Annotated in this window: 9 protein-coding genes; 5 read left to right on the top strand and 4 right to left on the bottom strand. The window is 70.8% G+C overall.

Features of this window, described 5'->3' with window-relative positions; genetic code table 11:
• Positions 1-16: 16 nt before the first annotated feature.
• Both acs and DEJ48_RS17850 read right to left on the bottom strand, forming a co-directional pair.
• Positions 17-1,975 (bottom strand): acetate--CoA ligase, encoded by a 1,959-nt coding sequence (gene acs, locus DEJ48_RS17855; protein WP_150217156.1) that lies wholly within the window; start codon positions 1,973-1,975, stop codon positions 17-19.
• A 131-nt stretch (positions 1,976-2,106) separates the two neighbouring features.
• Positions 2,107-4,497, bottom strand: a complete 2,391-nt coding sequence (locus DEJ48_RS17850; RefSeq protein WP_150217155.1) for a bifunctional SulP family inorganic anion transporter/carbonic anhydrase — start codon at positions 4,495-4,497, stop codon at positions 2,107-2,109.
• Positions 4,498-4,793: 296 nt separating this feature from the next.
• Between DEJ48_RS17850 and DEJ48_RS17845 the strand changes: the two genes are divergently transcribed.
• Positions 4,794-6,065 carry a hypothetical protein gene (locus tag DEJ48_RS17845; RefSeq protein ID WP_150217154.1) on the top strand — a complete coding sequence of 424 codons (1,272 nt, stop codon included), beginning with the start codon at positions 4,794-4,796 and terminating at the stop codon, positions 6,063-6,065.
• 36 nt (positions 6,066-6,101) lie between these two features.
• On the opposite strand, the gene DEJ48_RS17840 is transcribed toward DEJ48_RS17845, so the two are convergent.
• Positions 6,102-7,082: an ATP-binding protein gene (locus DEJ48_RS17840; protein WP_150217153.1), complete on the bottom strand. Its 981-nt coding sequence runs from the start codon at positions 7,080-7,082 to the stop codon at positions 6,102-6,104.
• Positions 7,083-7,183: 101 nt separating this feature from the next.
• On the opposite strand from DEJ48_RS17840, the gene DEJ48_RS17835 reads away from it, so the two are divergent.
• Positions 7,184-7,999, top strand: coding sequence for an oxidoreductase (locus tag DEJ48_RS17835; protein ID WP_150217152.1), 816 nt, complete (start codon positions 7,184-7,186; stop codon positions 7,997-7,999).
• Positions 8,000-8,393: 394 nt separating this feature from the next.
• On the opposite strand, the gene DEJ48_RS17830 is transcribed toward DEJ48_RS17835, so the two are convergent.
• Positions 8,394-9,218: an HAD family hydrolase gene (locus tag DEJ48_RS17830; RefSeq protein ID WP_150217151.1), complete on the bottom strand. Its 825-nt coding sequence runs from the start codon at positions 9,216-9,218 to the stop codon at positions 8,394-8,396.
• A gap of 507 nt (positions 9,219-9,725) precedes the next feature.
• On the opposite strand from DEJ48_RS17830, the gene ssd reads away from it, so the two are divergent.
• Genes ssd through DEJ48_RS17815 form a run of 3 tightly spaced genes read left to right on the top strand, consistent with a single transcriptional unit; the run spans position 9,726 to position 12,897 of the window.
• Positions 9,726-10,862, top strand: coding sequence for a septum site-determining protein Ssd (ssd, locus tag DEJ48_RS17825; RefSeq protein ID WP_150217150.1), 1,137 nt, complete (start codon positions 9,726-9,728; stop codon positions 10,860-10,862).
• Positions 10,859-12,028, top strand: coding sequence for a TadA family conjugal transfer-associated ATPase (locus tag DEJ48_RS17820; protein WP_150217149.1), 1,170 nt, complete (start codon positions 10,859-10,861; stop codon positions 12,026-12,028). Before ssd ends, DEJ48_RS17820 begins: the two co-directional genes overlap by 4 nt.
• The gene (locus DEJ48_RS17815; protein ID WP_150217148.1) at positions 12,025-12,897 is read left to right on the top strand and encodes a type II secretion system F family protein; all 873 of its coding nucleotides are present in this window, start codon (positions 12,025-12,027) and stop codon (positions 12,895-12,897) included. Before DEJ48_RS17820 ends, DEJ48_RS17815 begins: the two co-directional genes overlap by 4 nt.
• Positions 12,898-12,927: the final 30 nt, after the last annotated feature.

The raw sequence follows: 12,927 nt of genomic DNA, 5'->3' as shown, positions 1-12,927 counted from the left end.
CGCATCACGGAGGGGTCTAGTCCTCGCTGGGCGCGGCCGGAAGCTTCGTCTGGATGAGATCCATCACGGACGAGTCGGTGAGCGTGGTGACGTCACCGAGCTCACGGTTCTCCGCGACGTCCCGCAGCAGGCGGCGCATGATCTTGCCGGACCGGGTCTTCGGCAGCTCGGCCACCGGCAGGACCCGCTTCGGCTTGGCGATCGGGCCGAGCGTGGCGCCCACGTGGTTGCGCAGGTCGGCGACGAGGCCTTCGTCCTCGGCGCTGGCCGTGCCGCGCAGGATCACGAACGCCACGATGGCCTGGCCCGTCGTCTCGTCCGCCGCGCCCACGACCGCCGCCTCGGCGACCGCCGGGTGCGAGACGAGCGCCGACTCGACCTCGGTGGTGGAGATGTTGTGCCCGGAGACGAGCATCACGTCGTCCACCCGGCCGAGGAGCCAGATGTCGCCGTCCTCGTCCTTCTTGGCGCCGTCACCGGCGAAGTACTTGCCCTCGAAACGCGACCAGTACGTGTCGATGAACCGCTGGTCGTCGCCCCAGATGGTGCGCAGCATCGACGGCCACGGCTCGGTCAGGACCAGGTAGCCACCGCCGCCGTCCGGCACCTCGTTCGCCTCGTCGTCGACGACGGTGGCGGAGATGCCCGGCAGGGCGCGCTGGGCGCTGCCCGGCTTGGTCTCGGTGACGCCCGGCAGCGGCGAGATCATCATCGCGCCGGTCTCGGTCTGCCACCAGGTGTCCACGATCGGACAGCGGTCGCCGCCGATGTTCTTGCGGTACCACATCCACGCCTCGGGGTTGATCGGCTCACCGACCGAGCCGAGCACCCGCAGGCTGCTCAGGTCGAACTTCGCGGGGATGTCGTCGCCCCACTTCATGAAGGTGCGGATGGCCGTGGGCGCCGTGTAGAGGATGCTGACCTTGTACTTCTGGACGATCTCCCAGAAGCGGCCCTGGTGCGGCGTGTCGGGGGTGCCCTCGTACATCACCTGCGTCGCGCCGTTGGCCAGCGGTCCGTACGTGATGTACGAGTGGCCGGTGACCCAGCCGATGTCGGCCGTGCACCAGTAGACGTCGGTCTCCGGCTTGAGGTCGAAGACGGCGTGGTGGGTGTAGGCCGCCTGGGTGAGGTAGCCGCCGGAGGTGTGCAGGATGCCCTTCGGCTTACCCGTGGTGCCCGAGGTGTAGAGGATGAAGAGCGGGTGCTCCGCGTCGAAGGCCTCGGGGGTGTGCTCGGCGGACTGCTTCTGCGTGATCTCGTGCCACCACACGTCGCGGCCCTCGGTCCACGCCACGTCCTGCTCGGTGCGCCGTACGACGAGGACGTGCCGGACGCCCTCGACGCGGCTCACGGCCTCGTCCACGGCGGGCTTGAGCGCGGAGGGCTTGCCCCGGCGGTAGCCGCCGTCGGAGGTGATGACGACCTTGGCGTCGGCGTCCTCGATGCGCTTGGCGATGGCGTCCGCGGAGAAGCCGCCGAAGACCACCGAGTGGGCGGCGCCGATGCGGGCGCAGGCCAGCATCGCGACGACCGCCTCGGGGATCATCGGCAGATAGACGGCGACGCGGTCGCCCTTCTGGACGCCGAGCTCGGTCAGCGCGTTGGCGGCGCGGCTGACCTCTTCCTTCAGCTCGGCGTAGGTGATGGCCCGGCTGTCGCCGGGCTCACCCTCGAAGTGGATCGCGACGCGGTCGCCGTTGCCGGCCTCCACATGGCGGTCCACGCAGTTGTACGCGACGTTGAGCTTCCCGTCGGCGAACCACTTGGCGAACGGAGGGTTCGACCAGTCGAGCGTCTCGGTCGGCTCCGTGGCCCAGGTCAGCCGACGGGCCTGCTCGGCCCAGAAGCCGAGCCGGTCAGCCTTGGCCTGCTCGTACGCCTCCGCCGTGACGTTGGCGGCGGCCGCCAACTCCGCCGGCGGCGCGAACCGACGCTCCTCCTTCAGAAGGTTGGCCAGGCTTTCGTTGCTCACGACATCTCCCTTGCGCTGCTTTGCCGGAGGCGACCGTTGTGTCCGAAGCCACAGCTCATCAGACACAACCGGTGGTGACAAGGGCCTGCCGAAAATTGGTTTAGACCTTTACCCGTGGTTTCCCGATGAGGTCACGCGGAGGGCGTCCGCTCGACCTCGGCCTGTGCTGTGGGCGCCACCTGATCGAAGACCTCGTCCGGAAGCGGCTCGGCACCGCTGCCCTCCGTCAACAGATAGGACTGCGCCTCTCCGACGTGGAAGTACATACCGTGCAGCTCAAGATCACCTTCGGCAAGTCGGCGCGCCACCGACTCGTGCGCCCTCAAGTGCTCCAGTTGCTGAACGACATTGGTGAGGCAGAGCTGCTCGACCGCGTCGGCGGGCGCGCGCCCGGCGAGACGCGCCCACGCCCTCTCCTGCGTGCTCATGCGCTCCAGGCTCGGCAGGCCGTGCCGCAACCACCGCTTCAGCGGCGTCTGGGCGCCTCCCGGTGGCGTGTTGAGCAGCGCCTGCATGGCACCGCACCCGGAGTGTCCGCACACGGTGATGGACCGGACCTTGAGCACATCCACCGCGTACTCGATGGCGGCGCCCACCGAGTCGTCCCCGCTCTCGGCGCCCGGCAGCGGCACCAGGTTGCCCACGTTCCGGACGACGAAGAGGTCACCCGGGCCGCTCGACGTGATCATCGACGTGACGACGCGGGAGTCCGCGCAGGTCAGGAAGAGCTGTGCGGGCTGCTGCCCCTCACGCGCGAGCCGGGCGAGCTCGCCCCGCACATGAGGCGCCGTGTTCCGCTGGAAGGCGCTGATCCCGCTGGCCAGTTGATGCCCGCTGGGCCGACGCCCCTCCTGTCCTTCCTGACGCTCCTCCTGCGGCCGGTCGCAGTGATGGTTGCGCCACGGCGCCCACGGCCTGCAACAGGAGTGGGAGGCGCCCACCAGCTCCCGGCTCCCCGGCCCCGACCCTCCGGCGGGCACGGAGATACGGGTCCCGGCGCGGCCGGTGACCTCGACGCTGCCGCCGTGCGCGGTGTGCGCGTCCTGCCAGCACTGCAGCGATTCGTACGCGGCATGGTCCATGAAAGATCCGTCCAACTCCACGATCACGTCGGCCCCGTGGGGCACCTGGTGCAGTGCCTTGCTGAGCCGAGGCACCGCGAGGAACGTCAACTGGCCACGCACCCGCACGTGATGGACGCCGTCGTCCTCGCAGTGCGTGATGCGGGTACGGGCGAGCCGGTGCAGCGAGACGCCCACGGCGACGGCGACGCCGAGCGCCACGCCTTCGAGGACACCGAGGAAGACCACGCCGAGGCTCGTGACGGCGTACACCACGATTTCGCGGTGGCGGGTGATGGTCCGGATGTGGTTGAGGCTGACCATCTGGATGCCGACCACCATGACCAGCGCGGCCAGGGCGGCGAGGGGGATCAGCTCCAGGACGGGCACCAGGAGCAGCGCGGCGACTACTACCCAAACGCCGTGCAGCATCGTGGAGTTCCGGCTCACGGCGCCCGCCCGGATATTGGCCATGCTGCGCACGGCGACCCCGGCGACGGGCAGTCCGCCGAGCGCTCCGGACACGATGTTCGCCGCGCCCTGGCCCAGCAGTTCGCGGTCGAGGTCGGAGCGGCGCACACCGGGGTGGAGCTCGGCTTGCCCGGCGATGACCTTGTCGACGGCGACCGCGCCGAGCAGCGACTGCACGCTGCACACCAGCGTGATGGTGAGCACGGCGGCGACCAGACCGAGGGCGGGCCCTTCCGGCAGCCCGACGAGGGCGTGGCTGCGCCAGGACGGCAGGTCGACCTCGTCGACCCGGAGCCCGGCGAGCGCGGAGACGGCCGTGGCGGCGGCCACGGAGATGAGGGCCGCGGGCATGACGCGGGTGAAGCGCCCGGCCCGCCCGGGAATCCGTGGCCAGAGCAACAGGATCGCCAGGGTGAGCAGGCTGATCGTCAGGGCGGCCAGATGCAGGTCGGCGAGTTGGGCGGGGAGCGCCCGCAGGTTGTCGAGCACGGAGCTCTGCGGGGTGCCGCCGAGCACGATGTGCAGCTGGGCGACGGCGATGGTGACTCCGATGCCGGTCAGCATGCCGTGGACGACGGCGGGGCTGACGGCGAGCGCGGTGCGAGCCACGTGCAGGCAGCCGAGGCCGAGTTGGGCGAGTCCGGCGAGGACGGTGATGGCGCAGGTGGTCCGCCAGCCGTACCGGTGGATGAGGTCGGCGGTGACGACCGTGAGGCCGGCGGCGGGGCCGCTGACCTGCAGCGGTGATCCGCCGAGTGCTCCGGCGAGGATGCCGCCGACGGCGGCGGCGACGAGGCCTGCCTGGAGCGGCGCTCCGGTGGCGAGGGCGATGCCCAGCGACAACGGCAGGGCGATCAGGAAGACGGCGACCGACGCGGAGAGGTCGGCACCGGCGATGCGGAACCTCTTGCCGGGCGGTGGGGCGTGGGGGTTGATGGCGCGAGGCGTGTGAGCCGAGTCAGGGGTGCGGGCGGGGACGCAGGCAGACATGTTTCCCGTCTCCTCCGGGGCAGCGCGGTCGCGGGACAAGGGGTCCTCCGGAGGTCTCCGGAAGGCAGATCGCGGCCGTGGGTCACGGCGTGCAGCGGCGGGATTTCTCAACTCTCGGTAAACGGATCGTAATCCAGAGTAAAGGTCTGGGACGGATTTTCAGGGCAAATGGTGCAATCAGTCACCCTGATGAGTGAATAAAGAATTTAATCGGCTCGTCGGAACATCAGATTCCACATGCCGTGCGAGGTTCGGTCCGAACTGTCCCGACTTGCACGGAAGTAGGTGGGCGGAACATGGCCGCCACCCGGAGGATCACCGCGAGCCTGACCGCCCTCGTGGCGTGCGGAGCGGCACTGGCCGGCTGCGCCGACGGCAGCACCGGTGCGAAGGAGAGCACGCAGGGGCCGAAGAAGGGCGCCGGTGCCCATGCCCCCAAGAACGCCGTCCGGATGATCGGTGACGGCTCGACGGCCTTCACCGGAAAACAGCCGCACCTGCCCAGACCCGCCCGCCTGAAGCCGGGCCAGAAGCCCCCGCAGTTCGTCGTCTTCTCGTGGGACGGTGCGGGGGAGGACAGTCAGAAGCTGTTCTCGCACTTCCGCAAGGTCGCCAAGCGGAACGACGCGACGATGACGTACTTCCTCAGCGGCGTGTACATGCTCCCCGAGGGGAAGCGGAAGCTCTACAAGCCGCCGCAGCACATGGCCGGCAGCTCGGACATCGGCTTCAACGACCGCAAGGGAATCAAGGACACCGTGGAGCAGCTCCGCGGCGCCTGGCTCGAGGGCAACGAGGTCGGCACGCACTTCAACGGCCACTTCTGCGGCGCCGGCGGCGGCGTGGGCGAGTGGTCCGTCGAGGACTGGAAGGACGAGATCAACCAGGCCAAGTCCTTCGTGAAGGCCTGGAAGACCAACACCGGCGCGAAGAAGGCGCAGCCCCTGCCCTTCGACTACGACAAGGAACTGATCGGCGCCCGCACGCCCTGCCTCGAAGGCCAGAAGAACTTCATGCGGGCCGCCCGCGAGCTGGGCTTCCGCTACGACACCAGCGGCGTCAACAACCAGGTCTGGCCCAAGAAGAAGGAAGGGCTGTGGGACCTGTCGATGCAGCTCGTCCCGGTCCCCGGCCGCAAGTTCGAGACGCTCACCATGGACTACAACTTCATGGTCAACCAGTCCGGTTCGACCTCGCACGGCGATCCGTCCCGTCACGAGTACTGGGGCGACCAGATGCGTGACGGCCTGCTCCAGGGCTTCGAACGCGCCTACAAGGGCAACCGCGCACCGCTGATCATCGGCAACCACTTCGAGTCCTGGAACGGCGGCACGTACATGCGCGCCATCGAGGAGACCATCGAGGCGGTCTGCACCAAGCGCGACGTGCGCTGCGTCTCCTTCCGTCAACTCGCGGACTGGCTCGACGCGCAGGACCCGAAGGTGCTGGCGAAGCTGACCGGTCTGCCGGTCGGCAAGGCGCCGAAGGAGGGCTGGCCGGCGTTCCTCTCCGCGCGGCCCGCACCCGCCCCGAAGGGCGTCCCGGGCGCTCCGGCGGACAAGCGGTAGCGCCCGGCTTCTCGATCCGGCGTTCGACGTCCGGGCTCAGGCCGTGGCGGCCATGCGCTCGCGGAGCACGAAGGCGGGGTCGACCTGGGCGGCCAGGTCGACCCCCGTCCGCTCGTTGCCCCAACTCCGCGCGTTCTTCAGGTGGAAGTGGACCATCTGGCTGGTGTAACGCTCCCAGTCGCGGCGTTCGTACGTGGCGTCGACCGCGGCCTGCAGCGCCCGAAGGGACCGGCGGTTCTCCTCCTCCAGGTGCTCGAAGCGCGGCGGGCGCCCCTTCTCCATGGCACGCACCCAGTCCGAGTGCCCGACGGTCACCAGCAGGTCGTCACCGACCTGCTCGCGCAGGAAGTCGATGTCGTCCTGGCCCTGCACCTTGTTGCCGACGACCGCGAGGCTCACGCCGAAGTCGCGGGCGTACTCCTTGTACTGGCGGTAGACGGAGACGCCCTTCTTCGTCGGTTCGGCCACCAGGAACGTCATGTCGAAGCGGGTGAACATGCCGGAGGCGAAGGAGTCCGAGCCTGCGGTCATGTCCACGACCGCGTACTCGTCGCGGCCGTCGACGAGGTGGTTCAGACACAGCTCCACCGCTCCGGTCTTGGAGTGGTAGCAGGCGACACCGAGGTCGGCTTCGGTGAACTGCCCGGTGACCATCAAACGGACGGCGGCGTCGTCGAGTTCCACGGTCCGCGCGCACGCGTCGAACACGGGGTTGTCCTCGCGCACCCGCAGGAGCCGCGAGCCCTCGCCGGGCGGCGTCGTCTTGATCATCGTGTCGGCCGAGGCGATCCGCGGGTTGGAGCCCCGCAGATACTCCTTGATCAGCGGCAGGCGTGCGCCGAGGGCGGGCAGCTCGGCGGCCTCCGCCTCGTCGAGGCCCAGGGCGGGGCCCAGATGCTGGTTGATGTCGGCGTCGACCGCGATGACGGGTGCGCCGGTGTCGGCGAGGTGGCGGATGAAGAGCGAGGACAACGTGGTCTTGCCACTGCCGCCCTTCCCTACGAAAGCGATTTTCATAACCACGTAGCGTAGTGGCACGCTTACGTCGGGTGGGGCATGTGCGTGAAGAAGACCACTCCTTCGTGGAGCGGGGCCCGGGAGTACGTAGGGTCGTACTCATGAGTACGACAGCCGATCCGCTCGCGGCCCTCGGGGCACTCCCCGGCGTGGCCGACTCCGTGGACTCCGTGCGCAAGGCCGTGGACCGGGTCTACGGACACCGGGTCATGCGGCGCCGCAGCAACGAGATCACCTCCGAGGCCGCGCTGCGCGGCGCCCGGGGTTCGGCGGCGCTCTCCGGTGCCGACTGGGCACTCGAAGAGGTGCGTCGGCGCACCGACTTCAGCGGTGACGGCGAGGAGCGCACGGTCGGCGCGGCGCTGCGGCTCACGGCGGAGGCGGGACAGTTCCTGTCCATCTGGCGGCAGTCGCCGCTGCGGGTCCTCGCGCGTCTGCACCTGGTCGCCGCGGCCGACTCGACGGAGGGCGCGGGCCGCCCGAGGCTCCACGGCGAACCCGTCGACGAGCCGTTGATCGAGCTTCCGGTGCCGGACGCGGGCGAGGTGGCGGGCCGCCTGGAGGGGCTTTCGCAGCTGATCATCGCGGGCAGCGAGGCGCCGGCGCTGGTGACGGCGGCCGTCGTCCACGGCGAACTGGCCAGTCTCCGCCCCTTCGGCTCGCACAACGGGCTGGTGGCGCGCGCCGCCGAACGCATTGTCCTGGTGGGCAGCGGCCTCGACCCGAAGTCGATCTGCCCGGCCGAGGCGGGATACGCGGAGCTGGGCCGGGCGGCCTACGTGGCGGCCCTCGACGGCTACGCGTCCGGCAGGCCGGAGGGCATGGCCGCCTGGATCGCCCACTGCGGCAAGGCGGTCGAGCTCGGCGTCAGGGAATCGACGGCTGTCTGCGAGGCGCTGCAGCGCGGCGCGGCGTGAGGGGCCGGGGGTCCACAGGGGCCTGAACAGGGTTGCGGCGGTACGGAATCCGTACCGCCGCTGGCATGTTCACCGGGTTACCAAGCGTCCTCGAAGTGTTGCCCATCAGGTCGGGACGTTGCCCGTCACCTGGTGCGGCTGGCCCGTAATCGACGGGTCGACGTCGCGTGGGTGCTCGATGTCCATGCTTCGGTCCGTGGGGCCTTTACTGCGTTTGAAGGTGATCCTCTCGGATGTCCTTGGTCTCGCGGGCCGTTGACTCCTTTGTACTCCTGTCCTGGGGTAAGCGGAAGTGCTGGCTGCACTTCTTTACTTTTGTGTTCAAACAGGCGTGAACCGGACAAACCCGCTTCTGGGTGTGCCGCCCGGGCCACGGAGGGCTCGCGGGACCCGGTCAGCCCGTGGTCGCGCGGCGTCGGCTGGCGAACCAGACGAGCCCGGCCGTGGCCGCCGCGGCGCCCACGGCGGCGGCAGCGACGAGCGCGGGCCGGGGCGGCGCGGGGATGCGCTGCTTCAGTCGTACCGGACGGTTGAAGTCGAGGATCGGCCACGCGCGCGTGAGTGCCTCGCGGCGCAGCGCGCGGTCCGGATTGACCGCGAAGGGGTGCCCGACCGACTCCAGCATCGGCACGTCGGTCGCCGAGTCGCTGTAGGCGTAGCAGCGGTCGAGGTCGTACCCCTCCGACCGGGCGAGCTCCTTGACCGCCTCCGCCTTGGTGGGGCCGTACGCGTAGTACTCCACCTCGCCCGTGAAGCAGCCGTCGTCCCCGACCACCATGCGGGTCGCCACCACGCGGTCCGCGCCGAGGAGCTCCCCGATCGGCTCGACGACCTCGGCGCCCGACGTGGAGACGATGACGACGTCGCGGCCCGCGGTGTGGTGCTCCTCGATGAGGGACGCCGCCTCGTCGTAGATGATCGGGTCGATGAGGTCGTGCAGGGTCTCGGCGACGATCTCCTTGACCTGCTCCACGTTCCAGCCGCGGCACAGTGCGGACAGGTAGGAACGCATCCGTTCCATCTGGTCGTGGTCGGCGCCGCCCGCGAGGAACACGAACTGCGCGTACGCGGTGCGCAGTACCGCTCTGCGGTTGATCAGGCCGCCTTGGTAGAACGACTTGCTGAAGGTGAGAGTGCTCGACTTCGCAATGACCGTCTTGTCCAGGTCAAAGAACGCGGCAGTGCGGGGCAGGGAGTGGTTTTCCACGAGCCCGAGCATAGGCGCCCACCATTCGGCGTAAGCTGAGGCGCGTGGGTTTGCCTGAGAAGGCTCTCGGGTACACCATGGAAGTCACGGATCGTTCGCGACCGTGCTAACCCGGTCTGGCTCCTCCCCCCCCGAGTCGGACCGTGGGGACGACCCCCGCTCTCCCCCCCGGCGGGGGTCGTCGCATGTCCGGATGGGTTTTTGAACCCTCCGCTGATCCTCTTCCGGCCCTTGAGCCGTTCTCGTCGCCTTCTTGACCGCGGCGGCCCCTGCCCAAGATTCGTCACTGTGAGTAGTCGTGAGGCTGCTCTGTGGAAGTCAGGGCGAAGGCCGCGGGATGTCACTGGTATGGGTGATGGGGTTATTCACAGGCACCGTCTTGTCCACAGTTATTGACCAAGATCCACATGTTTTCCGGCGCCGTCGCACGCTGATTCCGCCCGTTCCACTCGCGAAGTTCATGGCCGGATTGCTTTGCCCGGTTCTTCGCGGCTGACGAGCGCGGCATTCACAGGAGTCATGTGCCAAGAGGGGGACGGGATCGTGGACGGAGCCATTTCGAGTGACGTGGCCGCGCAGGCCGAGGGCCGGCGGGGCGGACCGCTGATCGTCACGGAGGATGTGCGGCTGCTGGATGACCTGCTGCGGCTGTGCGCCGCGGCGGGGGCCCTGCCCGAGGTGCATCACGGCGGGCCCGAGCGCCGGGGAAGCTGGGACGCGGCGCCGCTCGTTCTGGTCGGGGACGACGCGGCGGACCGGGTGCGCGGAGCCGTGCGACGGCGTGGCGTCGTGTTGGTTGGGCTGGATCAGGACGATCCCGGTATCTGGCAGCGGGCGGTGGAGATCGGCGCCGACCACGTGCTGGTCCTGCCGGACGGCGAGCAGTGGCTCGTGGACCGCATCGCCGACGTGGCCGAGGGCGTGGGGAGCCCCGCGCTGACCGTCGGGGTCATCGGCGGCCGAGGCGGCGCCGGAGCCTCCACTCTGGCCTGCGCCCTCGCGGTCACGGCGGCTCGTGAGGGGCGGCGCACGATGCTCGTCGACGCGGACCCGCTGGGCGGCGGCTTGGACGTGGTCCTTGGCGCCGAGCACACCGAAGGGCTCCGCTGGCCGGCGTTCGCCGCCTCGCGCGGTCGGGTCGGCGGCGGCGCGCTCGAGGAGTCGCTGCCCCACATGCACGCGCTGCGGATCCTCAGCTGGGACCGGGGCGAGGCCGTCGCGGTAGCCCCCGAAGCCGTGCGGGCCGTCGTCGCCGCGGCCCGCAGGCGGGGCGGCGCGGTGGTCGTGGACCTGCCGCGCCGGGTGGACGAGGCGGTCGCAGAGGCGATGGCCCAGGTGGACCTGGGACTGCTCGTGGTGCCCGCGGAGCTGCGCGCCGTGGCGGGGGCCCGACGGGTGGCCTCCGCCGCGGGCATGGCGCTGCGGGATATGCGCGTAGTCGTCGCGAGGGGCCCGGCCCCCGGCGGACTCGACCCCGAGGAGGTGTCAGGCCTCCTCGGCCTCCCGCTGGCCGGGGAGGTGCCCTGGGAGGCCGGTCTGGCGGCACAGCAAGCCTCGGGAACACCACCGGGCGGCACGGCACGCGGACCGCTCGCCCGCTTCTGCTCCGCCTTCTGGGACCGACTGCCGGTCGACGCCGTGGGAGGAGACGCATGAGCGCCGTCGTGGGAGCCCGAATGCTGGACGGAGTGCGGCAGTGGCTCGCCGAAAGCGGCACGGAACCGACCCCCGCCCGGGTCGCCGAGGCGCTGCGGGCCCAGGGCCGGGTGCTCGGTGACACGGAGATCCTCGGCGCGGCGGAACAACTGCGCTCGGAGCTGGTCGGGGCGGGCCCCCTGGAGCCGCTGCTCGCGGACGACTCCGTGACCGACGTGCTGGTCTCCGCGCCCGACCGGGTGTGGGTGGACCGGGGCGGCGGCCTGGAGCTCACGGACATCACGTTCCGGGACGCCGCCGCACTGCGCCGGCTCGCCCAGCGACTCGCCGCCGTGGCGGGCCGCCGCCTGGACGACGCACGCCCCTGGGTGGACGCACGCCTGCCGGACGGCACCCGCCTGCACGCCGTCCTGCCACCGGTGGCGGTCGGCTCGACGTGCCTGTCCCTGCGGGTCGTCCGGCCCAGGGCCTTCACGCTCACGGAACTGGTCGAGGCAGGGACGATCCCGCCGGACGGCGACGGGATCCTGCGGGCCCTCCTCGACGCCCGCCTCTCGTTCCTGATCAGCGGCGGCACCGGCACCGGCAAGACGACCCTGCTGAGCGCGCTGCTGAGCCTGGTGGGCCCGAAGGAGCGGATCGTGCTCGCCGAGGACTCGGCCGAGCTGAAACCCGACCATCCGCACGTGGTGCGCCTGGAATCGAGGCCCGCGAACCAGGAAGGGGCAGGCCTCGTCGGCCTGGACGACCTGGTGCGCCAGGCCCTGCGGATGCGCCCGGACCGCCTGGTCGTGGGTGAGGTGCGGGGAGCGGAGGTCGTGCACCTGCTGGCGGCGCTGAACACAGGACACGAGGGAGGCTGCGGCACGGTCCACGCCAACGCCGCCGGAGACGTACCCGCCCGCCTGGAGGCCCTGGGCACGACCGCGGGCCTCGACCGAGCGGCCCTGCACAGCCAGTTGGCGGCAGCTCTGTCCGTGGTGATCCATCTCGTACGCGACCGGGCGGGCCGCCGCCGCATGGCCGAGGTGCACGTCCTGGAGCGCGCCGCGTCGGGTCTGGTGGTGACCGTTCCGGCGCTGAGATGGGGCGAGCGGGCCTTCACACGGGAACAGGGGTGGAACCGCCTGAACACCCTGCTCGCAGGCGGGGGTGAGGGCCGATGACCACGGCGATGGGCGCGTGGACACTCGCGCTGACGCTGTGTGCGGGGGCCGCGGTCTGGCTCCTGGGTCGACGGGATCACGAGTCGCACCGCCTACGAAAGCTCCTGAAACCCCACGCTCCACCACCGTCTCCCACCCCACGGTGGCGACAACTGATCGAGACGGCCCACGGCCGGTTGCGTCCCGAATGGTGGTGCCTCCCGGCCGGCGCGACCCTGGCCCTGTTGGCCGAGTCCGTGGTGCCGCTGATCGCCGGAGCGGCCGGAGTGCCGTTGGCGGCGGGGGTGCGCCGGGCCAGGGACGCGCGCAGGGAACGGGAGCGGCGCCGGGCCGCGGTGATCGCTTGGCTCGGCGAGGTGGCGGCCGAGGTGCGGGCGGGCCGCCAGCCCGATGAGGCACTGCGGCTGACACTCGACGACCCTGCCGATGCCGGCCCGGGCCTGGGAGGCGCCCGAAGTTCGGTGCTGGCTGCGGCACGCTTCGGCGGCGACGTGCCGGGTGCGCTGCGCTCGGCGGCCCGAGAGCCGGGCGCCGAAGGCCTCCTGGGGTTGGCGGCGTGCTGGCGGGTCGCAGTGGACCGGGGCGCGGGCCTCGCCGCCGGACTGGGCCGCCTGGAGGCCGCCCTGCGCGCCGAACGCGACCAACACGCGGACCTACGGGCCCAACTGGCAGGAGCCCGCTCCACGGCCGTGATGCTGGCCGCCCTCCCCCTGCTGGGCCTGCTGATGGGCAGCGCCCTGGGAGCGGAGCCCCTGCGAGTGCTGTTCCACACCGCCCCGGGGCTGGCCTGCCTCGCCGTGGGCGGAGTCCTGGAGGGCGTCGGGGTGTGGTGGGCGCTGCGCATCGTCCGAAGGGCGGAGGAACGGTGAGCGTTGTCCACAGGCTGGGGGTGATCGTGT

Source organism: Streptomyces venezuelae, assembly GCF_008642315.1.
GTDB lineage: Bacteria > Actinomycetota > Actinomycetes > Streptomycetales > Streptomycetaceae > Streptomyces > Streptomyces venezuelae_D.
This window is presented reverse-complemented; position numbering and strand designations above follow the sequence as displayed.